Source organism: Hansschlegelia beijingensis (assembly GCF_014196425.1).
Taxonomy (GTDB): domain Bacteria; phylum Pseudomonadota; class Alphaproteobacteria; order Rhizobiales; family Methylopilaceae; genus Methylopila; species Methylopila beijingensis.
On record NZ_JACIDR010000002.1, the window covers coordinates 618,879 to 643,072 of the forward strand.

A 24,194-nucleotide genomic window follows, 5' to 3' on the forward strand; every position below is an offset into this window, starting at 1 on the left:
GCTCAGGTCTTCGCTGACCAGCCTGCGTGGAGCGGATAGCCCTCGCCGGCGAGAAGCCCCGCGGTCTCATGGAGCGGCAGTCCGACAACGGCTCCGTACGAGCCGGAGAGCTTCGAGACGAAGCTGCCGGCAAGCCCCTGGATGGCGTAGCCGCCCGCCTTGCCGCTCCACTCGCCGGAGGCGAGGTAGCTCTCGATCTCACGCTCGGACAGCCGCTTGAACCGCAGCCGGGTCTCGATCAGACGGCTCTTCAGGGTGCCTCTGCGGCTGACGAGGCAAATCGCGGTCGAGACCCGGTGCGCGCGCCCGGACAGAAGCCGCAGGCAGTCCCCGGCCTCTTCCGGCGTTTCGGCCTTGGGCAGGATGCGGCGGCCGACCGCCACGACCGTATCGGCGGCGAGGATCAGCGCGCCGGAGAGCGCGGCGTCCTGAGCCGCGAGCCGGGCGCCTTCGCGCGCCTTCTCCTCGGCCAGGCGAAGCGCCAGGCTGCGGGGGCGTTCATTTCGGTGCGGGGTCTCGTCGAGCGAGGCCGGCAGCAGCGCGTCGGGACGGACGCCGATCTGCTCCAGCAGAGCGAGCCTGCGGGGGCTCGCCGAGGCGAGGACGAGTTTGGGGCGGTCCTTCATGAGGCGCGCGACCCGACCAGCGTCTGGAGAGAAGCCGAAGCTCCGAAGGTCACTTGAACCGGTAGGTGATGCGGCCCTTGGTCAGGTCATAGGGCGTCATCTCGACCAGGATCTTGTCGCCGGCGAGCACGCGGATGCGGTTCTTGCGCATGCGGCCGGCCGTGTGGGCGATGATCTCGTGGTCGTTCTCGAGCTTCACACGGAAGGTTGCGTTCGGCAGAAGCTCGACGACGGTGCCCGGAAACTCGAGCAGCTCTTCTTTCGACATTTGGTCTCGATGGTGAGCGACGCCGAAGGCCCGGCGCCCGGGCGGCCGACATCAGACATGCGTTAGGATACGGCGTGATACCGGAAACGATGTGGTTTCACAACCGAGCCGCCGCAAGGCGCCTCCTGCGCCTTACGCGACACGGCCCTCAGACCCGCGCCTTCCGCGGCGGCCGGAATCGGTCGCGAATGCGGTTGGTGAGCGAGTCGCGCATCGCGCGATAGGCGCCGAGCACCTGCTCCCGGCTGCCCCCGGCGGCGATCGTCGGGTCGAGCGTCGGCCAGTACTCGACCTCGACCGGCAGCCGCCGGGTGAGCTCGAGCGCCGCGTGGTGGGCTTCCGGCGCGAGGCTGACGATCAGGTCGAAGTTGAGGTCTTCGAGATCCTCGAGCGTGTGCGGCTTGTGCTTGCCGAGCGTGAGGCCGACCTCCTCGAGCGCCGCCTCCACGAACGGGTCGGGGTCGCCCGGACGCACGCCGGCGGAGGCGACGTAGAGCGAGCGGCCGAAATAATGCCGCGCCAAGGCCTCTGCGACGGGCGACCGGATCACGTTCTGCCCGCACATGAAGAGCACCGACTGAGGGCGCTTGCCCTGATCGCCGCCCTCGTCCACCCGAGGTCAGCCCTTCCAGCTCAGGGCGCAGATCAGCGTGAAAAGGCGCCGCGCGGTGTCGTGGTCGCAGGTTATCTTGCCCTTGAGCCGTTCGCTCAGGACCTGCGCGCCTTCGTCGTGCAGGCCGCGGCGGCCCATGTCGATCGCCTCGATGTGCGATGGGCTCGCGGTCTTGATCGCCGTGCGATAGCTCTCGCAGATCAGGAAGTAGTCCTTGAGGATCTTGAGGAACGGCGTCAGCGAGAGCAGGTGCGTGACGATCTCCTCGCCGGTCTCGCGCCGGATCTGCAGCGCGAGCTTGCGGTCCAGAAGCCCGACATGGAGCGCGAAGGGGCCCTCCGCCTCCAGCCCCTGGGGAGCGAACTGGTTGTCCTCGACGAGATCGTAGATCGCCACCGCCCGCTCGTGCTCGACGTCCGGCGACGCGCGCCCGATCGACTTCTCGTCGAGCGTGACCGCGACGAGTCTGTGCTTGGGATCGGGCGCTGGCACCGGGCCGCTCCCTCAGCCGCCCGGGTTCATGCGGATCGCGACCGAGCGCGCATGCGCTTCCAGCCCCTCGGCCCGGCCGAGGGTGACGGCCGCGGGCCCGATCAGGCGCAGCTGCTCGGGGCCGCACCGCAGGATCGAGGTCCGCTTGAGGAAGTCGAGCACTCCGAGGCCGGAGGCGAAGCGCGCGGTGCGCGCGGTCGGCAGCACGTGGTTGGAGCCCCCGACATAGTCGCCGATCGCCTCGGGCGTGTGGCCGCCGAGGAAGATCGCCCCGGCGTGACGGATCGCCTGCGCCAGCGCGTCGCCGTCCTCGGCGATGATCTCGAGGTGCTCGGCGGCGATGCGGTTGGCGAGCGGCGCGGCGGCGCCGATGTCCGGGACCACGATGATCGCCCCGTAGTCGCGCCAGCTGGCCGCGGCGATGTCCTTGCGCGGCAGGGTGGTGAGCTGGCGCTCGACGGCGGCCTCGACCGCGTCGGCGAGCTCCGGATCGTCCGTGATGAGGATCGACTGCGCCGAGGCGTCGTGCTCGGCCTGCGCCAGCAGGTCGGCGGCGATCCAGTCCGGGTTGCCGGTATGGTCCGCGACGATCAGGACCTCGGACGGGCCCGCGATCATGTCGATTCCGACCGTGCCGAACACCCGGCGCTTGGCGGCCGCCACATAGGCGTTGCCCGGCCCGACGATCTTGGCGACCGGCCGCACCGTCTCGGTGCCATAGGCGAGCGCCCCGACCGCCTGCGCGCCGCCGATCCGGAACACCTCATCGACGCCGGCGATCTCGGCGGCCGCGAGCACCAGCGGCGAAAGCGCGCCGTCCGGCGCGGGCACCACCATCGCGAGCCGCTCGACGCCCGCGACCTTGGCCGGAACCGCGTTCATCAGCACCGACGAAGGATAGGCGGCGGTGCCGCCCGGCACGTAAAGCCCGACCGAGTCCACCGGCGTCCAGCGATGCCCGAGTTCGACGCCGATCGGATCCACATAGCTTTCGTCGGCCGGCATCTGGCGGCGGTGATGCGCCTCGATCCGGTCGCGCGCCAGCGTCAGGGCGTCGAGCGCCTCGGCGTCGCAGGCCGCGCGGGCGGCGGCGATCTCGTCAGGCGCGACCCGGATGCCGACCGCCTCGAGGTCCACCCGGTCGAACCGGCGCGACAGGTCGATCAGGGCGGCGTCGCCGCGGGCCTTGACGTCGGCCAGGATCGCCGCGACGGCCTGGTCCACGTCCTCGGAGACCTCGCGCTTCGTCGAAAGCAGGGCGTCGAAGCGCGCCGAGAAGTCATCGGCGGCGGCGGTCAGGCGGAGCGCCATTTCGGATCAGGCCTCGTCGGCTTCGTGGAGGGGAGGGGCTTTGGCGGCCCAGACGGGCCCGAGATCGGCGACTTGCGCCTCGATGCATTCGACCTCAAGGCGCAGGCAGGCGCCGCCCGAAAACAGCAGGTCGATCGCCCCGGAGGGCGGATCGGCCGGGTCGAAGGCGATGGTCAAAAGATTCAGCACCGCCTCGGGATTGGAGCGGTCGACGCCCTTCGCGCGGACGCGGGTGACCCGGTCGAAATGGGCCGCGGTGCGGCGGCGGCGGACCTCGCCCGGCGCCCGGCGGTCGGCGCGGTTGCCGACCATCGCCAGCCGCTGCTCGCCCGGCAGGTAGACGAGGTCGCCGATCTTCAGCACGAAATCCTGCAGATGCGCGGCGAGGACCTCGAGGTCCTCCGCGTCGAGTGCGGCAAGCTTGAGCGGCGCGTCGGCGGAATCTGACATCGGCTCGCAAGGGCTGATCGACCGGACGCGGTCGAGAGCGGGAGAGTTAGCGGGGCAAGGGGAGGCGGGCAAGCCACGCGCTGCGCCGTCGTCGGCTGGCAGGCTCGCGACTCGCCATGGCCTTCCGGACGATTGTGCGCCGGCCGGGATGGCGCTAAGGCCGTTGGTCTCTCCCGGAACCCGCCGAAAGCCAGTCGCCCGTGTCCGCGCCCGTCACAGCCGCCCCGGCGAACTCTCCCCGCCGCGTTCTGTTCGCGAGCCTGATCGGCACGACGATCGAGTTCTTCGACTTCTACATCTACGCGACCGCGGCCGTGCTGGTGTTCCCGAAGCTGTTCTTCCCGAGCAGCGACCCGACCTCAGCGGTGCTGCAGTCCTTCGCGACCTTCGCGATCGCCTTCCTGGCGCGTCCGATCGGCGCGGTGCTGTTCGGGCATTTCGGAGACCGTATCGGGCGCAAGGCGACGCTGGTCGCAGCCCTGATGACGATGGGGCTCTCGACCGTCGCGATCGGGCTGCTGCCGACCTATGCGTCGATCGGCGTCGCGGCGCCGTTGCTGCTCGCGCTGTTCCGGCTGGGCCAGGGGCTCGGACTCGGCGGCGAGTGGGGCGGCGCCGTGCTGCTCGCGACCGAGAACGCGCCTCCGGGCAAGGAAGCCTGGTACGGCATGTTTCCGCAGCTCGGCGCTCCGATCGGCTTCATCTGCTCCGCGGGCAGCTTCCTGCTCCTGGGCGCGCTGCTCACGGATGAGCAGTTCTTCTCCTATGGCTGGCGCATTCCCTTTGTGGCGAGCGCGCTGCTGGTGATCGTCGGCCTCTACGTCCGGCTCAAGATCACCGAGACGCCGGCCTTCCGCAAAGCGCTCGAGCGGCAGGAGCGGGTGCGGGTGCCGATGCTGACGGTGTTCCTCGAGCACACCGGGACGCTCATCCTCGGCACCGTCGCGGCGATCGCGACCTTCGTGATCTTCTACCTCATGACCGTGTTCGCGCTGAGCTGGGGCACCAGCGCGCTGGGCTACTCCAAGGGCGAGTTCCTGCCGCTCCAGATGCTGGGCGTGGTGTTCTTCGGCGTCACCATCCCGGTCGCGGCCAAGATCGCCGACCGGATCGGGACCGAACGCGCGCTGATCGGAGCGAGCCTCGCGATCTTCGCGTTCGGCTTCCTGTTCGAGCCGCTGTTCGGCTCGGGCGGCGTGATCGGCGTGCTGCTCTTCCTGTCGATCGGGCTCGGCCTGATGGGCTTCACCTACGGGCCGCTCAGCGCCGCCCTCTCGGAGCTGTTCCCGACGGCCGTGCGCTACACCGGCGCCTCGCTCGCCTTCACGCTCGCCGGCATCCTGGGCGCGTCGCCCGCGCCCTACGCCGCGACCTATCTGGCGAGCGCCTACGGCCTCTCGGCGGTCGGCTACTACATGTCCGCGATGGCGCTCCTGAGCGCGGTCGCCTTCTGGCTCATCGGCCGCCGCCGGACCTTCCGGCTCGCAGTCGAGAACGCCTGAACGCCCCGTCCCGGCTATCCGCCGACCGCAGGGTCCCGCGGCGGCGGCGCAGGCTGGGTCTTCGGCTCGAACGGGCAGAGGTCATTGATCAGGCAGGCCGGGCACTCGGGCTTGCGCGCCTTGCAGACATAGCGGCCGTGCAGGATCAGCCAGTGGTGGGCGTGCCTCCGGTAACGCTCCGGCACCGTCTTCTCCAGGCCGAGCTCGACTTCGAGCGGCGTCTTCCCGGGCGCCAGGCGGGTGCGGTTCCCGACCCGGAACAGATGCGTGTCGACCGCGATCGTCGGCTCTCCGAAAGCTGTGTTGAGCACCACGTTGGCGGTCTTGCGCCCGACGCCCGGCAGCATCTCCAGCGCCGTGCGTGACGGCGGCACCGCCCCGCCATGCTCGGCGATCAGCTTCTGCGAGAGCGCGACCACGTTCTTCGCCTTGGTGCGGTAGAGGCCGATCGTCCTGATCAGCTCCCGCACCCGATCCTCGCCGAGCGCGACCATCTTTTCCGGCGTGGGGGCTTCGGCGAACAGTCTTCGGGTCGCCTTGTTGACGCCGGCGTCAGTCGCCTGAGCGGACAGGACGACCGCCACGAGCAACGTGTAGGCGTCCACATGCTCGAGCTCGCCCTTGGGCTCGGGATCGCGGGCCTCGAACCGGCGGAATATTTCCTCGACGGTCGCAGGCGGCAGGCGCCGGGGCCGAGCCGTGCGCTTCCCTGCGCTCGCGGGCGCGGCCGGTTTTTTGCGGGGGGAGGACTGACGCTCTGGCATCGCAAGTCCTATACTCGGCCCATGAGCCGGGACGCCAGTCGCCCAGATCCCGAGAGCGAACTGTTCGCGGCGGTCATCACGCCGCACCGCTCGCTGGGGCGGCGCGGCTTCATCATCGTGATGGCCGCCTTCGCACTGCTCTCGACCGCCCTCAGCATCCCCTTCTATCTGATGGGGGCGTGGCCGGTCGTGGGTTTCTTCGGTCTCGACGTGCTGGCGCTGTGGATCGCCTTCCGGCTGAACTTCGCGGAGGCGCGCGCCTGCGAGCAGGTGGCGCTGAGCTATGTGGAGCTTCTGATCCGGCGCGTTCCGCCTCGCGGCCCGAGCGCCGAATGGCGCTTCAACCCGCTCTGGGTCCGGCTCGAGACCGAGACGGACGAGGACTTCGGGATGACGCGGCTCGCGGTCACGCAGCGCAATGATCGCATCGATGTCGGCGGCGCCCTGTCTCCGCATGAGCGGGCGGAATTCGCGGACGCGTTCGGCCGCGCGCTGGCCAACGCCAAGGCGGGGCCGCGAACGGCCCTTTAGACCAAGGAAGACATTCCGGAACGGATTCCGCGGCCGGGCGTTTTCACGTCACGACGGCGCGTAATCGGGAGCGAGCCGACGTTTCCCACCCAACCCCGAATAGTTCTCGCCGCAAAGGATGACGAGAAATGGAAGGGCCACTCATCGGCATTCTGATCACCATTCTGGTGATCTTCTTGGTTCTCTATCTCATCGGAATGCTGCCGATCGACGGCCGGGCGAAGCAGATCATCCGGATCATCGTCATCATCATCGGCATCATCTCGCTGCTGAAATATCTCGCAGTATTCTGATCCGCGAACTTCGCAGCACTCAGGCGCGTCCGCTCGATAGCCAGGAGCGGCGCGCCTCGTCGCTCCACCAGAACTGCTCCCACCGCAGCGCGTCGCCGACGATCAGATCGAGGTCCGCGCGCTGCGGCCGCCAGCCCAGGATGTCCTGGATCAGGCTGGCGTCGGCCACCGAGACGTAGGGGTCTCCGTCGCGCGGCGGCCTCTCCGTCACCGGGAACTCGTTTCCCGAAACGCGCCGCACCGCCTCCACGACCTGCCGGACAGAATAGCCCCAGCCGTAGCCGCAATTGAGCGTCTGGCTCGCTCCGCCGTCGCGCAGGTGCCGGAGCGCGGCCAGATGCGCCTCGGCGAGATCGGAGACATGGATGTAGTCGCGCACGCCCGTGCCATCGGGCGTCGGCAGGTCGGTCCCGAAGATCGACAGGCCCTCGTTCAGCCCGAGCGCGGCCCGGGTGGCGACGGTGATGAGGTTCGATGCGCCGGGCGAGCGCTGGCCCGACCGCAGTTGATGATCGGCGCCCGCGACGTTGAAATAGCGCAGCGCGACATAGGACAGGCCATGCGCCGCCGCCCCGTCGCGCAACACGCGCTCGGACATCAGCTTCGAAGCCCCATACGGGGAAGCCGGGTCCGTTGGGGCGGTCTCGGAGGTCGGCGTCGGCGGCGCCAGCCCGTAAACCGCCGCGGTGGATGAGAAGATCACGCGACGCACGCCCGCGTCGGTGAGCGCCGCCAGCAGCGAAGTCGTCTTGGCGGTGTTGGCGGCGTAGTAGCCGAACGGATCGCGCACCGACTCCGGCGCCGAGATCCGGGCTGCGAAATGCACCACCGCGTCGATGGCGTGGGTCGCCGCCAGCCCCAGCACGAGCGCCCGGTCCGCGACGTCTCCGACCACTAGCGGCACGTCCGCCGGCACGGCTTCGCGGAAGCCCGTCGAAAGGTCGTCCAGCACCACCACCGACTCGCCCGCGTCGCGCAGGGCGAGAACCATATGCGAGCCGATATAGCCGGCGCCGCCGGTGATGAGCACCGTCATGTCGTCCCCTCCACGAGCCGAGCCCCCAGCGTCGCACCTTAGCGCGACGCCATTTCCATTTCATTGCGACGATCACCGGGGACACCGGAGCGTCCGGGCTTCGGGGCCGTTAGCGATCGACGATAACGATTGATTCACGATGCTGGCGGTATTTTCTCCTGAGGTTCGCGACGCCGAGGAGCGCAGGGCGCATGCCATACGCCAACCGGCCCGGCGCCGGCGGTTCTGAAGATCGCTGGTGGCGGGGCCTGGCGGCGCGCTCGACTCTCTTCCTGGGCGGGGCTCTCACGCTGGTCGCGGCCGCCGCCATCATCACGAGCGGGCTCTATCTCCGCGACGCGGCGATCTCGTCGATCGAGCGAGACCTCGCGGCCGCGGCCCAGCGGCTCGCGACCGCGATCGGGCAGGACGTGACGCCCGCGCGGTTCAGCCAGCTCAGCGAAGCCGCATTCCTCGACTACGGCTATGTGGTCGGCTCCGACGGCGCGATTCTCGCCGGAGCGCCGCCTTCGGCCCCGGCGCCTGACACGCTTTCCGACTCCCTCCAGGCTGGCGCGGCGGCGCTGACAGTGGAGCGCGGCTTCGCCCATGCGGCGGCTCCCGCCATGTTGTCCGACGGAAGCCCCGTCACCGTTCACGTCGGGCGCTCCCTGAGCGAGGCCTACGCCGCGATGCGCGGGATGATCGCGCGGGCCGCGCTCGCCGCGCTCGCTCTGCTCGCCGTGCTTCTCCCGCTCGCGGCGTTGCTGATCGACCGTGTCGCGGCCCCGCTGCGCGCGCTGACGCGCGCCGTGACGCGTCCCGGCGCGGCCGAAGACGAGTTGCGGCGCGCCGGCGAGCGGCGGGACGAGATCGGAGCGCTTGCGAGGGCCCATCTGTCGATCGCCCGCAACCTCGCCGAGAACGCGGATGCGCTGCACCGGCTGACCTTCGATGATCCCCTGACCCGCCTGCCGAACCGCGGCAGCCTGACGAGCCGTCTGACCGCGGCGTTGCAGGTCGGACGCAAGCTGGCGCTGCTGCGGGTCGAGGTGGTGGGTCTCGCCCGCGTCGCCGCCGGACTGGGCCAGCAGCGCGGCGACGACGCGATCCTTGGCGCAGCCGACAGGCTGCGGATGGCGTCCGCCGGATGGGCGCATGCCGGTCTCGCCCAGGCGGGCGCGGACTCGGTGTTCCTCGCCCGCATCTCGGACTCGGGATTCGCCATGCTCGCGCTCGGAGCCGACGGCGAGGCCGCCGAGCAGCTTGCGCGGCGCGCCGTCGAGGCTTTCGAGGCGCCGATGCCGGTCGGCGAGCATTTCGTGACCCTGAGCCTCGCGATCGGGATCGCGATCGGCCCCGACGACGGGGATGAAGCCGATGGCCTGCTGCGCAGCGCCTCCGCGGCGCTGTCGGCGGCGCGGTCGGCCGGCCCGCAAAGCGTGCGCGCCGCCGACGCCGGCCTGAACCAGCTCGCCTATGGCCGGCTCAGGCTCGAGGAGGACCTGCGCCGCGCGCTCGACCAGAACGAGCTCGAGGTCCACTTCCAGCCGCAGATCGCGCTCAAGCCGGGGGTCGTCTCCGGGGCGGAAGCGCTCGTGCGGTGGCGGCACCCGATCCGGGGCCTGGTGCCCCCGACGGAGTTCGTGACGCTCGCCGAGGAGTGCGGCCTGGTCGAGCAGCTGGGACGCTTCGTGCTCGCCGAGGCGAGCCGGGTCTGCGCCGGCTGGACCGCCCGCGGCATGCCGCTCCGGGTGGCGGTCAACGTCTCGACCCTGCAGTTCCGCAACCCCCGCTTCGGCGAAAGCGCGCTCGAGATCATCCGCGCGGCCGGGGCCGACCCGTCCCGCATCGAGCTCGAGATCACCGAGAGCGCCGCGATGGGCGATCCCGAGCACGCCGCCCGCGAACTCGCGCCGCTCAAGGCGGCCGGGGTGCGGATCGCGATCGACGATTTCGGGACCGGCTACTCCAACCTCGCGACGCTCACTCAGCTGCCGTTCGACGTGCTGAAGATCGACCGAGCCTTCGTGCTCGACGCGCTGAACGCGCCGGCCGCCCGCGTCGTGGTCGGCACCGTCATCGGCATGGCGGACAATCTCGGCGTCGAGACCGTCGCGGAGGGCGTCGAGACTGAGGAACAGCTGGACTTCGTCGTAAGCCACGGCTGCACCTATGCGCAGGGCTATTTGTTCGGCCGGCCGATGTCGGCGGACGCCTTCGAGGCCTGGTACGCGAACCGCCTGGTCGCGGAGCTGCGCGCGCTCGCGGACCGCGCGGCGCCGGGGCCTTCCGCCGTCCCGCACTGGGGCGTCGGCGCCCTGATGGCGAGCTGAAACGCCGGGCCTCATTGAGGCGTCGCGCCGAAGCGTCTAGAACGCCCGCCGGCCCCATAGCCCGAGCGAGCCGATGACCGCCAGCGTCCCTGATCCGCACGACACCGCGCGCATCCTCGTCGAGGCGCTGCCCTACATGCAGCGCTACGACGCGGCGACCGTCGTGGTGAAGTATGGCGGCAACGCCATGGGCGACGCCAACGCGGCGCGCTGGTTCGCGCAGGACGTGGCGATCCTCAAGGAGGTCGGCATCAACCCGGTCGTGGTCCATGGCGGCGGGCCACAGATCGGCGGCATGCTGGACCGGCTCGGCATCAAGAGCGAGTTCAAGGCCGGCCTGCGGGTGACCGACAGGGACACGGTCGACATCGTCGAGATGATCCTCGCCGGCTCGATCAACAAGCAGATCGTGGCGTCGATCAACGCTGAAGGCGGCCGGGCCATCGGTCTCTCGGGCAAGGACGGCGGCATGGTGGCGGCCCGCAAGGTGAGCCGCACGATCATCAATCCGGCCACCGGCCAGGAGGAGGTGGTGGATCTCGGCTTCGTGGGCGAGCCGGAGCGCGTGGACCGCACGGTGCTCGACTGGGTGATCGCCTCGGATTTCATTCCGGTCGTCGCGCCGGTGGCGACGGCGACCGACGGTCCCCAGACCTACAACGTCAACGCGGACACCTTCGCTGGCGCGATCGCAGGCGCCGTGAAAGCCAAGCGCCTGCTGATGCTGACGGATGTGCCGGGGGTGCTCGATCGGGACAAGAACCTGATCCACGAGCTCTCGGTCGAGGAGGCGCGGCGGCTGATCGCCGACGGCACCATCTCGGGCGGCATGATCCCGAAGGTCGAGACCTGCATCTATGCGGTCGAGCGCGGCGTCGAGGGCGTGGTCATCCTCGACGGCAAGCAGCCTCACGCGGTGCTGATCGAACTGCTGACGCCGGGCGGCGCCGGCACGCTCGTCACGCGCTGAGCCGCCTCATGTCGGTCGTCCCCTTCAAGCGACCCGCCGCTCCGGACGCCCAGCCCCGGCGTCGCTCGGTCGCGGAGTTCGCGACCGCGATGGCGGGCGTCGGCCTCGCGCTCTTTCTGCTGCCCTCGCTCTGGTCAGGCGTGCCGCAGAACCTGCTCGCGGTCGTCCACCTGCTGGTCGCGGTGGTCTACTTCCAGCAGGGGCCGAGGATCGTGGCGGGTCTCTGGATCGCGCTTTCGCTGGTTCTGCTGGTCCTGACAGGCGCGCCCTCGCCGGTGAGCTACGCGCTCGCGGTCGCGGTAGGGTATGCGGATCTGGCGCTCCGCTGAGCCTTCTGCGCGGCCCTGGAAAAGCCGCTGCGTCGCGACAACATGTTCGTCATACAGCGCGCCCAGACTGCAGGGACGGACATCGCTGAAAGACGCCAGCCATTCATGAACCGCATTCCCGATCCGGATTCCTTCGCCGCTCTGAAGGAGCACGCGCTCCGGGCCGAGGCGAAGGGCTTCGACCATGTCGAGACCTGGGTCTTCGACCTGGACAACACGCTCTATCCGGCCTCGTCGCGGCTGTTCGACCAGATCGACGCGAAGATCACCGCCTATATCGCGCATCACTACGACATCGACGGCCTGTCGGCGCGCGCGCTGCAGAAGCATTACTACCGCAAGCACGGCACCACGCTGCGCGGCCTGATGGCCGAGGAAGGCCTCGACCCGGCCGACTTCCTCGCCTTCGTGCATGACATCGACCATTCGGTGCTCGTCCCGGCCCCGGAGCTTGCGGCCGGGATCGCGCGGCTGCCGGGGCGGCGTTTCGTTCTCACCAACGGCTCGAGACGGCACGCCGAGAGCGTCATCGCCCGGCTCGGCGTCGCGGACCTGTTCGAGGACGTCTTCGACATCGCCGCCGCGGGCTTCGTGCCGAAGCCAGAGCATGCGGCCTACGACGCCTTCCTGAAGCTGCATGGCGTCGTTCCGGACAGGGCCGCGATGTTCGAGGACCTGTCGACGAATCTGGTGGTCCCCCATAGCCTCGGGATGCGGACGGTGCTGGTCACGCCGAGGGGCGGCGAACCCGAAGGCCTGGAGCGGCTCACCGCCTCCGACGACGCGTCGCCGGCGCCGCATGTCGATCACATGACCGACGATCTCCCGGGCTTCCTCACCGCGCTCGCGATCGTGGCCTCGGAGTAGGCGTCAGCGTCCGGCCGCCCTGGCGGCGCTCCGCACGCCCTCGAGCGTCGCGGTCGGTGACAGCGCGTCCGGGTCCAGCCGGACATGCACCAGCGCCGGCCCGGAGCAGGCGCGCGCCTCAGCGAACGCGTCGGCGAACGCGCCGCGCGCCGAGACCGTGAACCCCGCGGCGCCGCATGCCCGCGCCAGCGCGGCGAAGTCCGGGCTGTGCAGCCCGGTGGCGAACGGGCGGCCGGGGAACTCCCGCTCCTGATGCATCCGGATCGTGCCGTACTGGCCGTTGTCTATGACCAGGACGATGACCGCGAGGCCGTGCTGCACGGCGGTCGCGAGCTCCTGGCAGGTCATCATGAAGCAGCCGTCGCCCGCGACCGCCACGACCTCGCGCTCCGGAAAGAGCCGCTTGGCGGCGATCGCGGCCGGCAGGCCGTAACCCATCGAGCCCGAGGCCGGGGCGGCCTGCGTTCCGTAGCCGTTGAAGCGCCGGAAGCGATGAAGCCAGCCCGCGTAATTGCCGGCGCCGTTGGTCAGGACCGCGTCGCGCGGCAGGGCGTTCAGGGCCGCGACGACCTCCGCCATCTGGACCGCGCCGGGATGCTCCGGAACCGCGCCGGACCATTCGAGGTACTCGTCATGCGCGACCGCCGTCAGCTGCGACCATGGCAGGCTCTGCGGCGGCTGGAGAGCTTCGAGGGCGGACGCGAACGCGATCGGCGAGGCGTTGATGGCGAGCGCCGGCTGGTACACCCGCCCGAGCTCCTCGGGGTCCGGGTGGACGTGGACCAGCGTCTGCCGGGGGAAGGGGACCTCCAGAAGGTCGTAGGACTGGCTCGGAACCTCGCTGAGCCGGCCGCCGATCAGCAGCACGAGATCCGCCTCGCGCACCCGCGCGACGAGCTTCGGATTCGGCGCGATGCCGAGGTCTCCGGCGAAGCACGGGTGATCGGCCGCGAACAGCATCTGCCGCCGGAAGGTGACGGCCGCCGGCAGGCGGAAGCGCTCGGCGAACCGCGCGAGGCTCGCGACCGCGGCCGCCGACCAGCGCGAGCCGCCGATCAGCGCGACCGGTCGCTCCGCCGCCCATAGCATCTTCTGCAGCCGCGCCATGTCGGCGAGGCCGGGCCAGGTCTCCGCGGGCGCCACCGGGGGCGCGTCGGCGACCGCCGCGGCCTCCGCCAGCATGTCTTCCGGCAGCCCGATCACCACGGGTCCGGGACGGCCCTGACAGGCCGTGCGGACCGCGCGCGCCACGAATTCAGGGACCCGGGCGGGGTCGTCGATCTCGATGGCCCACTTCGCCATCGACCCGAAGACCGCGCGCACGTCCAGCTCCTGGAACGCCTCCCGGCCCCGGAAGCCGCGCGCGACCTGGCCGACGAACAGGATGAGCGGCGTCGAATCCTGGCTTGCGACATGGAGGCCGCTCATGGCGTTCGCCGCGCCGGGCCCGCGGGTGACGAAGCAGAGCCCCGGCTTGCCGGTCAGCCGTCCGGCCGCGTCCGCCATCATGGCCGCGCCGCCTTCCTGCCGGCAGACCACGAAGTCGAAGGCCCGGGCGCGCATCGCCTCGAGCACGCCGAGATAGCTCTCGCCCGGCACGCCGAAGCCCGTCGACAGGCCGTTCGCGAGCAGCGCGTTCACCAGGATTTCGGCGCCGGTATGGAGAGCCGCCATCGGCCTCAACCGTATTTGTCGGCCGCGATCGTGACCGGCACGCGACCCAGGATGTACCTCAGCAGCCTGCGCGGCAGCAGGCGGCCGACGCGGATCGCCGCCACCATCTGCCAGGGGAACGCGATCAGCTCATGTCCCCGGGCGAGCCGGCGGCGGATCAGCGCCGCCGCGTCATCCGCGGACATCTCGAACGGCTTCGGCCCCAGATAGCGCGCGCTCATGTCGCTCGTGACGAAGCCGGGGCAGACCACGCTCACGCCGACGCCGTCGGCGGCCAGGAAGTCGGCCAGCGCCTCGCCCCAGACCAGGATGCCGGCCTTCGAGGCCGAATAGGCTGCGGTGTCGCCGATCGGCTGCAGCGCAGCGAGCGAGCTCATCAGAACGATCTGGCCCCGCCGGCGCGCCCGCATCGGCTCGATCAGCGGCGTCGCGGTGGCGACCGCGCCCTCGAGATTCACCCTGATCTGGCGCTGAGCGCTCTGGAAGGTCTCCATGCGGCGGTCGTCCTGCAGGCCGCCCGAAACTCCCGCGTTGGCGATCAGCAGGTCGACCGGATGGGCGGCGTCGAACGCCAGCAGAACCCTGGCGAGCCCTTCCGCGTCGATCACGTCGACCGCCGCGGTCTCGACCGCAGCGCCCTGGGCGCGGCATTCCGCGGCGGTTCCGGCGAGCCGTTCCGCATCCCGCCCGATCAGCAGGAGGGCGACCCCCGGAGCGGCGTAGGCGCGCGCCAGCGCAGCGCCGATCCCGCGGCCCCCTCCGGTGACCACGACAGACTGCGGAGACGCCTGAATCACTCGCCAGGTACCGGAGCGCCAGCTTCGCGGAAGGCGTTCTCGCTCGTCCAGGCGAGCGACACGGCGGGCGCGGGCCCCACCAACCGGGCCATGGCGTTGGCGACGGCGATCTCGATGGCTTCGCGCGAGTAGAAGCCGCCGTTGATCTGCGTCCGCGCGGCGACGACCTTGCGGAAGGCCGCCGCGAACTCGAGGTCCGGAGGGGTGGGGTCGCGCCAGAAGCTTTCGAGCGAGCCCTGATGGGTGAGCCCCGGGAGGTCGTAGATCGCCTGACCGAGCGCGATGGTCGGCCGCCCGCGCTCGATCGCGAGCGTGCCCATCGTGCTGTTCACCACCACCACGCCGCTCGCGCCGTCGATCAGCCGCGGATTGTTGCCGCCGTCCACGTAGACGAGGCGGTCGCCAAGACCCGTGCGCTGCGCCGTGATGTGCGTCGCGCGCCGCCGGTTGACGAGGCCGTTGTCGAGAGGGTGCAGCTTGACGACCAGATGGGCGTCCGGGGCGGCGTGCGCGGCGAACGACCGGGCGACGAAGTCGACGACCTCGGTCATCGCGCTGAACGGCGAATGCAGGCGGATCTGGTAGTCGCTGTCGAGCTGCAGCGGCAGCATGAAATAGCGCTGGCCATTGGCCGTCAGCGCAGCTTGCGCGGCCGCCGCGCGGCGCGCTTCCGCCTTGCGGCGCATCAGGCGCCCGATCCAGCCTGCATACTCCACCAGCGGGTGGTTCGGCCGATAGCGCCGATAGCCGGGATACAGGTACGGGAAGCCCATATTGGCGCTGTTGTAGACCACGTCCCACAGCGAGCGGGTCGGCATGCTTCCCTGGATAGGGCGCGGTCGAGGCGGATCGGGCAGTTCCGCGGCGAGGCGGCGGATGGTCTCCGGATCCCGCGGAAGGCTCGAGAAGCCGTTCACGCCTCCCGCCTCCATGGTGATCCAGTTCGGGCGGAAATAGCCTTCCTCGAAGACATGGACGTCGACGCCGCGCAGCTGCGCGGTGGCGATGGCGACGCGGTGATACGGCCGCCCGTCGCCGAACAGCACGAGATCGGTGACGCCGCGCGTGTCCATGAAGGCCGAAAGGAAGCCGCGCCAGCCCTCGAAGCGACCACGATAGTCGACCGAACCGGGCATGCCCCAGAACAGCCTGTCGCCGAGATTGAGATTGATGCGCTCGACGCCGTAGCCCTGCTGCTTCAGGGCCTTGCCGAGACGCTTGAAGAACGGCGACGCGAGTCCCTGCAGGAACAGGAACGTGCGCTGCGGCCGCCTCCGAACGTCGTTCCCGCCGTCGATCATCGGTCGCCTGCCCGGAGCGTTCCGCAAAACGCGCGTCGCCCCGTCCTTATCGCTGCCCCACACCCGTCGTTTCTCTTTTCGCAAATGCGAAGGCGTCCCTTGTAGGTCGGCGCCGGGGAAACCTCAGATTGCCCGTTGCAACGCCACGGCCGGACCGGTAGCGCTGGAGCAACCATCAGAAGCTAGAGAGACGTCGGACTCGCCATTTGAACCACACGCCGGGCAGAGTGGCAATCATCTCCAGCCGTTTGCGGGATCGGCCCCAAGACGCCGAGGCGATCGCGGATCTTCGGGCGTATCGTTTTGGAACCGCGCGGCGAACGATCCGCGCGGTCGCGACGACAGGCGGCGACGCTTCGCTCGAACGCGCTGAGGCCTTCGCAGCCGCAAAACGGATCCCTTTGCTCAAGCTCTGGCCGGGGCCGGTTCGCCTCTCCGTCCTCGATCGGGCGGGCCGCCCGCTGTGTTACGCAGTGGACGGACTGCCTGCGGGTCCGGGCCCGGGCGCTCCGGTCGACCCGGCCTTCGTCGCCTCGGCGGTGGCCAGGCTGGTCGCCGCCGCCCCGCCGGGCGAACTGACGGTCGCCGGAGACTTCGACGGCGCGGACCCTCGTCTCGTATGGCTCGACCCCTACGACCGCAGGCGCATTCCGATCGAGCGCGCGCTCGAGATCGCGGGCGATATCCTGCGCCATCGGGCGAAGACGTCGCGGCGCTCCTACGCCGTCGGGATCACGCGCTGGAAGCGTCCCGCGGTCACGGCCTTCCTCGACGGGCCGAACGGACCTCCGGTCTTTGTTGGCCGCGCTGCGGACGCTGCGGCCGCGGCCCGCGCCGGCTCCGGCCGGGTCGTGACATGGGCGTCGCGCGACGTGGTCGCGGCGGAACGCGCGGCGCGCGAGGCCGGGGCCCCGCTGGCGCGGCTGGAGGACGGCTTTCTCCGGTCGGTCGGGCTCGGCGCCGCGTTCATCGAGGCGGTCTCGCTCGTGCTGGACGACAGCGGCGTCTATTATGATCCGTCGGGCCCGAGCGATCTCGAGACGCTGCTGCGGGAAGCCGAAATCCCGCCCGAGCTCGTGGAGCGGGCCTCCCGCCTGCGTCGCCGGCTCGTTGCGGAGAACTTCACGAAATACAATGTCGGCGTCGACGCCGATCGCGTGGTGCCGGAAGGCCGGCGCGGGGTGCTGGTGCCCGGCCAGGTCGAGGACGACGCCTCCATTCTCCGCGGGGCCGGGGCGATCCGCACGAATCGGGCTCTGCTCGCCGCCGCCCGCGCCCGCCACCCGGACGCCTTCATCGTCTACAAGCCGCATCCCGACGTCGTCGCCGGCTACCGGCGTGGCGCGGTTTCGCCGGACGATCTCGGGCTTGCGGACGCGGTCGTCCCCGAAGGCTCCATCGCCGCCCTTTATCCGCAATGCGACTCGGTGGAGACGATGACCTCGCTGTCCGGCTTCGAGGCGCTTCTGCGCGGCCTCTCCGTCACCACGCACGGGGCCCCGTTCTACGCCGGCTGGGGCCTGACGGAGGATCTCGCGGCCCATCCACGCCGCGGCGTCCGGCGCACCCTCGATGAACTGGTCGCCGCGACGTTGATCCTCTACCCGCTGTATCGCGACCCCGTCACCGGCCTTCCCTGCGGGCCCGAGACGGCGCTCGACCGGCTGTCGGCGGCGCGCGCCCGGACGCGGACCTGGCGCGGCGCCACGGCGGCGCGGCTGCGCCACGCCTATGCGCTGGCGCGTCACCGGCTTCTCGGGCCGATCGCTCGGCGGCTTCCGTGACCGGATTCCTGTTCGCTTTCGTCGCGTCCTTCCTGGCGTCGCTCGTCGTCGAGACGTGGCCGCCGAGCCTCGCCTCGTTCAGGGCGCCGGCGCGCGCCCTGGCGTTCCGCCTGGCGCTTCACGCCGTGCTGTTTCTTGCGGCGTTCTCGCTGTCCTGGCGGCCATGGCACGCGGCCTTCGTGACCGTCACCGTCTGCGGCCTGTTCGGGGCCGGCTCCGCGATCAAGCGGCGCATCCTGGGCGAGCCGCTGATCTTCTCCGACTTCGCGCTGGTGCGGAACGCGATCCGGCATCCGCGGCTCTACTACGCGGAGCGGCTCGCGGAGCCGCGCGCGCTCGCCGGCTTCGCGGCCCTGATCGCCGCGACGGCCGCCTGGTTTGCGGTCGAGCCCTCGATCCTGCCGAGCGGCGGAGCCATCCTGGCGCTCGGACCCGCCGTGCTGACCGCGCTGCTTCTTGTCGCGCTGTTGAGCGCCCCGGTCGCCCGCGCAGCGGAGCCGCTCGTGCCGGCCGCGCCCGACCCGGCCACCGAAGAAGCGCGCCTCGGGCTCGGGGCCAGCATGTTGGCGCATTGGCTCGTCTGGCGCCGGAAGCAGCGGCCGTCGCAGCAGGCCCGGGATGCGATCCTCTCTGCGCCCGCGGTCACGCCGGCCCGCGCCGGCCCGCCGCTGATCGTCGCGATCCAGTGTGAGAGCTTCGTCGACCTGGCGTCGCGCGGGCTGCCGGGACCGGCCCTGCCGGGCTACCGGCAGCTCACGGAGCGGAGCCTCGCCTGGGGCCGATGCGAGGTGCCGGCCGAGGGCGCCTATACGATGCGGAGCGAATTCGCGTTCCTCACCGGTCTGCCACGCCCGGCGCTCGGCCTCGACGCCTACGATCCCTACCTCACCGCGGAGGCTTACGCGGACGCCTCGCTCGCGCGCCGCTACGCGGCGGCCGGGCGGCGCACGGTGTTCATGCACCCTTACGACCGCCGCTTCTTCGACCGTGACAGGCTCATGCCGGCGCTCGGCTTCGAGCGCTTCGTCGACCGCGAGGCCTTCGCGGGGGCGGCGCGATTCGGGCCCTATGTGGCGGACGCCGCGGTCGCGGAGGCTGTGGCGGCCGAGATCAAGGCCGCGCGCGCACCGACCTTCCTGTTCGTCGTCACGATGGAGAACCACGGGCCATGGGGGCCGGGGCGGCTCGCAGGGCTGCCCGACCCGGCGCAGCAATATGCGCGGCACCTGGAGAACGCCGACCGCATGATCGCCGACGTCGCCCGGGCGCTCTCGAATCGGCCCGGCGGAGGTCTGCTCTGCGTCTACGGAGACCATGCGCCGGCCCGGACGCTCCATCCCGAGATGCCGGACAGGCGCTGTTCGGATTATGTCCTCTGGGATTCCCGGGCCGCCTCCATCGGAGGCGGCGAACGCCAAGATACGAGCATCGAGGCCCTGAGCCGGCTTCTTCTTGCTCAAAGTTGAGGCTGAGTCCTCGGGCTGTTGCCAAAACATCTCACGCAGCTCGCCAAGCTGCGTCATCAATGTGGCGAAGGGCCAAGGCCGCTCCGCGTTAGTTGGCAGGCAACTTCTTCGATGCTAACCCGAGGCTCGGGGTTGCATCTAATTGCGAGGACTAATGCGGTCCAGGCTCGTCTCCGGCTTGGCGGCCATCGCCTCCGCCGGCCTACTCGCGGGGTGCTCTACGCTGCCCGCCGCTGGACCGACGGCGCAGCAGATCGATCCGCCGAGCGTCAACAAGAACGCCATCAAGGATTACGTGCTGGTCGATTTGAACCAGCAGGTCGTGGACATCCTCTCGCAGTATCGCGTCGCGCCGTTCGCCAAGCGCTTCGCCGCGCCGCAGCCGGCGCCGGGGCAGATCGTCGGTCTGGGCGATCAGCTGTCGATCACGCTGTTCGAAGCCGGCCAGGGCGGCCTGTTCGCGAGCGACTACGGCGCCCGCGTGACTCTCAACCAGCGCGTCGACAGCGACGGCTCGATCACGGTGCCTTACGGCGGCAAGATCCAGGCGGCCGGCGTGTCCCCGCAGGTCGTCGAGAGGCGAATCGTGGCCGCGCTCGAAGGGCGTGCGATCCAGCCCCAGGCGATCGTTCAGGTGACCGAGACGGTCAGCCGCAGCTTCGTCGTCAACGGCGAGGTCGGAAGGTCCGGCCGGTATCCGATCACGGGCGCGGGGGACCGGGTGCTCGACGCGCTCGCGGTCGCGGGCGGTCCGCGCCAGGAGGCGTTCGAGACGCGCGTGACGCTGCAGCGCGGCTCCGCGCAGGGTTCGGCGATCATGAAGGACATGATCGAGAACCCGTCCGAGAACGTCTTCGTTCAGCCGAACGACCGGATCTACGTCACCAAGGATCCCGAGATCTTCCTGGCGTTCGGCGCGGTTCCCAATCCGGGCCCGATTCCGTTCGGTCTCGACAAGATCTCCCTGCTCGAGGCGGTCGGCAAAGCCGGCGGCCTGATCGACCAGCGGTCCGATCCGGGCGCGTTCTTCCTGTTCCGCTACGAGCCGGCGTCCGCGGTGCGGTCGATGCGGCCGGACTACAACGGACATCTCGGCGACAAGGTGCCGGTCGTGTACCGCGTCAACCTGCGCGACCCGAGGGCCTACTTCTACGCCAAGTCCTTCGCGGTGCGTGATCGCGACGTGCTCTACGTGGCCAACGCCCAGCTCACGGAGCTCCAGAAGTTCCTGGAGATCCTGGCGACCGCCCGCAACGTGGCGTCGACCGCCCGCACCGTGCAGAAGATCGGCGGGTTCTGAGCACCGAGGGCCCCGATCCGCGCGCCTCAGCCGTCGCCGAGCAGGCGACGGCGTGGCGGCGCGACCTGCACGCACATCCCGAGCTGATGTACGACCTGCCGCGCACGGCGCGCTTCGTCGCCGAGCGGCTGTCCGAGTTCGGCTGCGACCGGATCGAGACCGGCATCGGCCGCACCGGCGTGGTGGCGACCATCGTCGGCCGGCGCGGCGACAGCGATCATGTGGTGGGTCTGCGCTCCGACATGGACGCGCTGCCGATCGAGGAGGCGACCGGCGCCCCTTACGCCTCGCGGACGCCGGGCCAGATGCACGCCTGCGGCCATGACGGCCACATGGCGATGCTCCTCGCCGCAGCGAAATGCCTTGCCGAGGACCGCGACTTCGCCGGCACGGTGGCGCTCGTGTTCCAACCCGCCGAGGAAGGCGGCGCAGGCGCCAAGGCGATGCTCGACGACGGACTCGTCGGCCGCTTCGGGGTCCGCGAGATCTACGGCATGCACAATCTGCCGGGGCTCGGGCTCGGGGAGTTCGGGATCCGTCCGGGCCCGATCATGGCCGCGGCCGACCGGGTGGACATAAGGATCGAGGGCCGCGGCGGCCACGCCGGTCGCCCCGCGCTGGTGGTCGACCCGGTGGTGGCGGCCTCCCATGTCGTCCTGGGGCTGCAGACGATCGTGTCGCGCAACGTCGATCCGATGGAATCCGGCGTGCTTTCGATCACGCAGATCCGGGCGGGAGCGGCCGACAACATCGTGGACGACGCAGCCGTCCTGTCCGGCACTGTCCGCACGCTGACGCCGCATGTCCGCGACCTGATCGAGCGGCGCATCGGCGAGATCGCCTCGGGAATCGCGGGAGGTCTGGGGGCGCGCGCCGTCACGAGCTATCGCCGCGGCTATCCGGTGACCGTGAACGCGCCTGAGGCTGCAGGCTTCGCCGCGCAGGCGGCGTCGACCGTCGTGGGCGCCGGCGCGGTCGCCATGGACCATCCGCCGCTGATGGTGGCGGAAGACTTCGCCTACTTCCTGGAGGAGCTGCCGGGCGCCTTCATCTTCATGGGGAACGGCGACAGCGGCGGCCTGCACAGCCCCGGCTATGATTTCGACGACAGCGCGATTCCGAACGGCGTGTCGTACTGGCTGCGGCTCGTGGAGCGCCGCCTCGCGGCCTAGGTCCGGAACACCGCCGCGCCGCCGGTGAGGCCAGCGCCCGCTGCGGCCATCAGCAAAATCTCCCCTTCCCGCAACGGTCTGGCCTGGTGCGACAGGCTCAGCGAAAGCGGCACGGTCGCGGCGGAGGAGTTGCCGTACTCGGCCACGGTGTTGACGGTGATCGCCTCCGGCACGCCGACGCGCCGGCCGACGGCGGAGAAGATCCGCGAGTTCGCCTGATGCGGCACGAAGCGGTCGACCTGGTCCGGGCCCACGCCTGCTTCGCCGAGCGCATCGAGCGAGCAGTCGGCCATCATGGCGACCGCCCCGGAGAACAGGGCACGGCCGTCCGCGAGGGTCATCAGCGTCTCGCTCTCGGCGATGTCGGCGCCGAACGGCTTGGCGCTGCCGCCGGCCGGAATGCCGATGAGCCCATAGCCGCCGCCGTCGGAGGCGAGCGACTGGCCGAGCAGACCCCGGCCTTCCTCGGCCGGCCCGATCAGGACCGCGCCGGCGGCGTCGCCGAACAGGACTGAGCTCGCGCGTTCCGCCGGGTTGATGCGGCGGCTCAGCAGGTTCGCGGCGATCACCAGCGCCGGACGCCCATGAGCGCGCACCTGAGCGTCCGCGAGCGCGAGAGCATAGAGGAAGCCCGCGCACGCGCCGGCGAGGTCGAGCGCCCCGGCGCGGCCGAGGCCGAGGCGGTGGGCGACGAGCGGGCCTGTCGGCGGCAGAAGCTGGTCGGGCGTCGAGGTCGCGAGCAGCAGCAGCGCCACCTCGCCGCGGTCCAGCCCGGCGGACGCCAGAGCATGCTCGCCCGCCGCGGTCGCGAGCGCCGAAAGCGTCTCGTCCGGGCGCGCCCAGCGCCGCTCGCGCACGCCGGTGCGCCGCTCGATCCAGCCCGCTTCCAGCCCGAGCCTCTCCTCGATCTCGGCGTTGAGCACCCGCCGTTCCGGAACGGCATGGCCGAGGCCGAGGATACGGGTCCCGGCCGCCTTCATCGTGCGAGCTCCAGCGCGTCCGGCGCTTCGGCGATCGCATCGTAGAGCGCGTCGAGCTCGGACTCGGTCACGCAATAGGGCGGCATCAGGTAGATGACGTCCCCAAGCGGCCGCACGAGCAGGCCGCGCGCCAGGAAGAAGGCGCGCAGCTTCGGTCCGACCTCGGCGAGATAGCCGATGTCCGCCGACCGCAGGTCGAGCGCCGTGATCGTGCCGCAGGACCGGACGTTCGCGAAGCGCGGATCGCGCCGGAAGCCCTCGACCCTCCGCGCCTGCCCGGCGGCGAGGGTGGCGACCCGCTCCCGCACCGGCTCGTCGCGCCAGACGCCGACATTGGCGAGGGCGGCCGCGCAGGCGATCGGATTGGCGGTGAAGGAGGAGGAGTGGAAGAAGGTCTTGGCGCGGTCGGTCGACCAGTGCGCCTCGAAGATCGCCGCCGTGGCGAGCGTCGCCGCAAGCGGGATCGCGCCGCCGGTCAGGCCCTTGGAGGTGCAGAGAATATCCGGCGAGACGTCCGCCTGTTCGCACGCGAACAGCGTGCCGGTGCGTCCCCAGCCGGTCATCACCTCGTCGGCGATGAACAGCGCGCCGGCGGCGCGCGCGACGCGGGCGAGTTCGGCCAGCACGGCGGCCGGGTACATCAGCATGCCGCCTGCGCCGAGGATCAGCGGCTCGACCAGCAGCGCCGCGAGTTCGCCGCTCCGGCCGGCGGCTTCCAGCGCGTCGATCGTCGCCTGCTCGCGGCCCGCCGCCGGGAACGGGATCCGCTCGACGTCGAACAGCAGCGGCTCATAGGGCGCATTGAACACGCCGCGCGCGCCGACGCTCATCGCGCCGATCGTGTCGCCGTGATAGGCGCCCTCCATCACGGCGATCTTCGCGCGCGCCTCTCCCCGATTGCGGAAGAAGCCCAGCGCCATCTTGAGGGCGACCTCGACGGAGGTTGAGCCGGAATCGGAGAAGAAGACGTGCGCGAGCCCGGTCGGCGCGAGGCCGACAAGTTCCCGCGCCAGCGCCTCGGCCGGTTCATGCGTCAGCCCGGCGAAGATGATCTGGTCGAGGCTCTCGGTCGCCTCCCGCATCGCCGCCATGATCGCCGGATGGCGGTGGCCATGGGTGGTCACCCACCAGGAGGAGATCGCGTCCAGGATGCGCTCGCCGCCATCCGTCTCCAGCCATGCGCCCTCGGCCCGCACGATCCTGGGCGGCGTCGGCTCGACGGCGTGCTGGGTGAAGGGGCGCCAGAGGGGGGAGGTGGGCATGCGAGGCGTTGGCGTTCCAGTGCGCCGGAGTGGTCGCGCGCTTGGCGTCCGGCTTGATGGGCGACCCATAGACCCTTCCGCTCCCTAACGG

24 protein-coding genes are annotated in these 24,194 nt (G+C 70.7%); 11 read left to right on the plus strand and 13 right to left on the minus strand.

The annotated features are described in order from the left end of the window. Nucleotides 1-2: 2 nt before the first annotated feature. From GGR24_RS09445 to GGR24_RS09470, 6 genes are all read right to left on the minus strand, one after another. Entirely contained in the window at nt 3-626 is a 624-nt protein-coding gene (locus GGR24_RS09445) for a Maf family nucleotide pyrophosphatase (protein WP_183395077.1), read from the minus strand. A 49-nt stretch (nt 627-675) separates the two neighbouring features. Next, complete coding sequence (gene infA / locus GGR24_RS09450) at nt 676-894, minus strand: translation initiation factor IF-1 (RefSeq protein ID WP_131003039.1); 219 nt, start codon at nt 892-894, stop codon at nt 676-678. 148 nt (nt 895-1,042) lie between these two features. Beyond that, nucleotides 1,043-1,459: an arsenate-mycothiol transferase ArsC gene (locus GGR24_RS09455; RefSeq protein ID WP_183395226.1), complete on the minus strand. Its 417-nt coding sequence runs from the start codon at nt 1,457-1,459 to the stop codon at nt 1,043-1,045. Between the two features lie 54 nt (nt 1,460-1,513). Beyond that, the gene (locus GGR24_RS09460) at nt 1,514-1,999 is read right to left on the minus strand and encodes a UPF0262 family protein (protein ID WP_183395078.1); all 486 of its coding nucleotides are present in this window, start codon (nt 1,997-1,999) and stop codon (nt 1,514-1,516) included. 12 nt (nt 2,000-2,011) lie between these two features. Continuing rightward, nucleotides 2,012-3,310 carry a histidinol dehydrogenase gene (hisD, locus tag GGR24_RS09465; protein ID WP_183395079.1) on the minus strand — a complete coding sequence of 433 codons (1,299 nt, stop codon included), beginning with the start codon at nt 3,308-3,310 and terminating at the stop codon, nt 2,012-2,014. 6 nt (nt 3,311-3,316) lie between these two features. Next, a complete protein-coding gene (locus GGR24_RS09470; protein WP_183395080.1) occupies nt 3,317-3,760 on the minus strand; it encodes a DUF2948 family protein in 444 nt (147 codons plus the stop codon). A 200-nt stretch (nt 3,761-3,960) separates the two neighbouring features. Between GGR24_RS09470 and GGR24_RS09475 the strand changes: the two genes are divergently transcribed. Beyond that, a complete protein-coding gene (locus GGR24_RS09475; protein ID WP_183395081.1) occupies nt 3,961-5,262 on the plus strand; it encodes an MFS transporter in 1,302 nt (433 codons plus the stop codon). A 14-nt stretch (nt 5,263-5,276) separates the two neighbouring features. On the opposite strand, the gene nth is transcribed toward GGR24_RS09475, so the two are convergent. After that, entirely contained in the window at nt 5,277-6,026 is a 750-nt protein-coding gene (nth, locus tag GGR24_RS09480; protein WP_183395082.1) for an endonuclease III, read from the minus strand. Nucleotides 6,027-6,047: 21 nt separating this feature from the next. Here nth and GGR24_RS09485 point away from each other — a divergent pair, with 21 nt between their 5' ends. Both GGR24_RS09485 and GGR24_RS09490 read left to right on the plus strand, forming a co-directional pair. Next, on the plus strand, nt 6,048-6,557 hold the full coding sequence (locus GGR24_RS09485; RefSeq protein ID WP_183395083.1) for a DUF2244 domain-containing protein: 510 nt from the start codon (nt 6,048-6,050) through the stop codon (nt 6,555-6,557). A gap of 128 nt (nt 6,558-6,685) precedes the next feature. Continuing rightward, entirely contained in the window at nt 6,686-6,850 is a 165-nt protein-coding gene (locus tag GGR24_RS09490; protein WP_183395084.1) for a Thivi_2564 family membrane protein, read from the plus strand. Nucleotides 6,851-6,869: 19 nt separating this feature from the next. On the opposite strand, the gene galE is transcribed toward GGR24_RS09490, so the two are convergent. Then, nucleotides 6,870-7,886, minus strand: a complete 1,017-nt coding sequence (gene galE, locus GGR24_RS09495; RefSeq protein ID WP_183395085.1) for a UDP-glucose 4-epimerase GalE — start codon at nt 7,884-7,886, stop codon at nt 6,870-6,872. Between the two features lie 191 nt (nt 7,887-8,077). On the opposite strand from galE, the gene GGR24_RS09500 reads away from it, so the two are divergent. The 4 genes from GGR24_RS09500 (at nt 8,078) to GGR24_RS09515 (ending at nt 12,367) form a co-directional block, all read left to right on the plus strand. Continuing rightward, entirely contained in the window at nt 8,078-10,201 is a 2,124-nt protein-coding gene (locus tag GGR24_RS09500) for a putative bifunctional diguanylate cyclase/phosphodiesterase (protein ID WP_183395086.1), read from the plus strand. A gap of 73 nt (nt 10,202-10,274) precedes the next feature. Continuing rightward, the gene (gene argB, locus GGR24_RS09505; protein ID WP_183395087.1) at nt 10,275-11,171 is read left to right on the plus strand and encodes an acetylglutamate kinase; all 897 of its coding nucleotides are present in this window, start codon (nt 10,275-10,277) and stop codon (nt 11,169-11,171) included. Between the two features lie 8 nt (nt 11,172-11,179). After that, nucleotides 11,180-11,500 (plus strand): hypothetical protein, encoded by a 321-nt coding sequence (locus tag GGR24_RS09510; protein WP_183395088.1) that lies wholly within the window; start codon nt 11,180-11,182, stop codon nt 11,498-11,500. 105 nt (nt 11,501-11,605) lie between these two features. Beyond that, nucleotides 11,606-12,367, plus strand: coding sequence for a pyrimidine 5'-nucleotidase (locus tag GGR24_RS09515; RefSeq protein WP_183395089.1), 762 nt, complete (start codon nt 11,606-11,608; stop codon nt 12,365-12,367). 3 nt (nt 12,368-12,370) lie between these two features. Here GGR24_RS09515 and GGR24_RS09520 read toward each other — a convergent pair whose 3' ends face one another. The 3 genes from GGR24_RS09520 to GGR24_RS09530 are packed head-to-tail and all read right to left on the minus strand — an operon-like array spanning nt 12,371 to nt 16,139. After that, nucleotides 12,371-14,041, minus strand: coding sequence for a thiamine pyrophosphate-binding protein (locus tag GGR24_RS09520; RefSeq protein ID WP_183395090.1), 1,671 nt, complete (start codon nt 14,039-14,041; stop codon nt 12,371-12,373). 5 nt (nt 14,042-14,046) lie between these two features. Next, nucleotides 14,047-14,838 carry an SDR family NAD(P)-dependent oxidoreductase gene (locus GGR24_RS09525; RefSeq protein WP_183395091.1) on the minus strand — a complete coding sequence of 264 codons (792 nt, stop codon included), beginning with the start codon at nt 14,836-14,838 and terminating at the stop codon, nt 14,047-14,049. Further along, nucleotides 14,835-16,139: a capsule polysaccharide biogenesis protein gene (locus GGR24_RS09530; protein WP_183395092.1), complete on the minus strand. Its 1,305-nt coding sequence runs from the start codon at nt 16,137-16,139 to the stop codon at nt 14,835-14,837. Before GGR24_RS09530 ends, GGR24_RS09525 begins: the two co-directional genes overlap by 4 nt. Nucleotides 16,140-16,540: 401 nt before the next feature. Here GGR24_RS09530 and GGR24_RS09535 point away from each other — a divergent pair, with 401 nt between their 5' ends. The 4 genes from GGR24_RS09535 to GGR24_RS09550 all read left to right on the plus strand — a co-directional run bounded on the left by GGR24_RS09535 (nt 16,541) and on the right by GGR24_RS09550 (nt 21,861). After that, nucleotides 16,541-17,923, plus strand: a complete 1,383-nt coding sequence (locus tag GGR24_RS09535; RefSeq protein ID WP_183395093.1) for a capsular polysaccharide export protein, LipB/KpsS family — start codon at nt 16,541-16,543, stop codon at nt 17,921-17,923. Then, the gene (locus tag GGR24_RS09540; RefSeq protein WP_183395094.1) at nt 17,920-19,389 is read left to right on the plus strand and encodes a sulfatase-like hydrolase/transferase; all 1,470 of its coding nucleotides are present in this window, start codon (nt 17,920-17,922) and stop codon (nt 19,387-19,389) included. Before GGR24_RS09535 ends, GGR24_RS09540 begins: the two co-directional genes overlap by 4 nt. 154 nt (nt 19,390-19,543) lie before the next feature. Further along, nucleotides 19,544-20,689 carry a polysaccharide biosynthesis/export family protein gene (locus tag GGR24_RS09545; protein ID WP_183395095.1) on the plus strand — a complete coding sequence of 382 codons (1,146 nt, stop codon included), beginning with the start codon at nt 19,544-19,546 and terminating at the stop codon, nt 20,687-20,689. After that, entirely contained in the window at nt 20,686-21,861 is a 1,176-nt protein-coding gene (locus GGR24_RS09550; protein ID WP_281375341.1) for a M20 aminoacylase family protein, read from the plus strand. The genes GGR24_RS09545 and GGR24_RS09550 overlap by 4 nt, the downstream gene beginning before the upstream one ends. Here GGR24_RS09550 and GGR24_RS09555 read toward each other — a convergent pair. Together GGR24_RS09555 and GGR24_RS09560 are read right to left on the minus strand one after the other, a co-directional pair. Beyond that, on the minus strand, nt 21,858-22,841 hold the full coding sequence (locus tag GGR24_RS09555; RefSeq protein WP_183395097.1) for a beta-ketoacyl-ACP synthase III: 984 nt from the start codon (nt 22,839-22,841) through the stop codon (nt 21,858-21,860). The genes GGR24_RS09550 and GGR24_RS09555 overlap by 4 nt on opposite strands. Beyond that, nucleotides 22,838-24,103 (minus strand): adenosylmethionine--8-amino-7-oxononanoate transaminase, encoded by a 1,266-nt coding sequence (locus GGR24_RS09560; protein WP_183395098.1) that lies wholly within the window; start codon nt 24,101-24,103, stop codon nt 22,838-22,840. Before GGR24_RS09560 ends, GGR24_RS09555 begins: the two co-directional genes overlap by 4 nt. Between the last annotated feature and the right edge of the window lie 91 nt (nt 24,104-24,194).

Excerpts from the sequence above, each read along its gene's own strand:
- GGR24_RS09445 (WP_183395077.1), bottom strand. The coding sequence starts at position 626 with ATGAAGGACCGCCCCAAACTCGTCCTCGCCTCGGCGAGCCCCCGCAGG.
- infA (WP_131003039.1), bottom strand. The coding sequence starts at position 894 with ATGTCGAAAGAAGAGCTGCTCGAGTTTCCGGGCACCGTCGTCGAGCTT.
- GGR24_RS09455 (WP_183395226.1), bottom strand. The coding sequence starts at position 1,459 with ATGTGCGGGCAGAACGTGATCCGGTCGCCCGTCGCAGAGGCCTTGGCG.
- hisD (WP_183395079.1), bottom strand. The coding sequence starts at position 3,310 with ATGGCGCTCCGCCTGACCGCCGCCGCCGATGACTTCTCGGCGCGCTTC.
- GGR24_RS09470 (WP_183395080.1), bottom strand. The coding sequence starts at position 3,760 with ATGTCAGATTCCGCCGACGCGCCGCTCAAGCTTGCCGCACTCGACGCG.
- nth (WP_183395082.1), bottom strand. The coding sequence starts at position 6,026 with ATGCCAGAGCGTCAGTCCTCCCCCCGCAAAAAACCGGCCGCGCCCGCG.
- GGR24_RS09485 (WP_183395083.1), top strand. The coding sequence starts at position 6,048 with ATGAGCCGGGACGCCAGTCGCCCAGATCCCGAGAGCGAACTGTTCGCG.
- GGR24_RS09490 (WP_183395084.1), top strand. The coding sequence starts at position 6,686 with ATGGAAGGGCCACTCATCGGCATTCTGATCACCATTCTGGTGATCTTC.
- galE (WP_183395085.1), bottom strand. The coding sequence starts at position 7,886 with ATGACGGTGCTCATCACCGGCGGCGCCGGCTATATCGGCTCGCATATG.
- GGR24_RS09500 (WP_183395086.1), top strand. The coding sequence starts at position 8,078 with ATGCCATACGCCAACCGGCCCGGCGCCGGCGGTTCTGAAGATCGCTGG.
- argB (WP_183395087.1), top strand. The coding sequence starts at position 10,275 with ATGACCGCCAGCGTCCCTGATCCGCACGACACCGCGCGCATCCTCGTC.
- GGR24_RS09510 (WP_183395088.1), top strand. The coding sequence starts at position 11,180 with ATGTCGGTCGTCCCCTTCAAGCGACCCGCCGCTCCGGACGCCCAGCCC.
- GGR24_RS09515 (WP_183395089.1), top strand. The coding sequence starts at position 11,606 with ATGAACCGCATTCCCGATCCGGATTCCTTCGCCGCTCTGAAGGAGCAC.
- GGR24_RS09520 (WP_183395090.1), bottom strand. The coding sequence starts at position 14,041 with ATGGCGGCTCTCCATACCGGCGCCGAAATCCTGGTGAACGCGCTGCTC.
- GGR24_RS09530 (WP_183395092.1), bottom strand. The coding sequence starts at position 16,139 with ATGATCGACGGCGGGAACGACGTTCGGAGGCGGCCGCAGCGCACGTTC.
- GGR24_RS09545 (WP_183395095.1), top strand. The coding sequence starts at position 19,544 with ATGCGGTCCAGGCTCGTCTCCGGCTTGGCGGCCATCGCCTCCGCCGGC.
- GGR24_RS09555 (WP_183395097.1), bottom strand. The coding sequence starts at position 22,841 with ATGAAGGCGGCCGGGACCCGTATCCTCGGCCTCGGCCATGCCGTTCCG.
- GGR24_RS09560 (WP_183395098.1), bottom strand. The coding sequence starts at position 24,103 with ATGCCCACCTCCCCCCTCTGGCGCCCCTTCACCCAGCACGCCGTCGAG.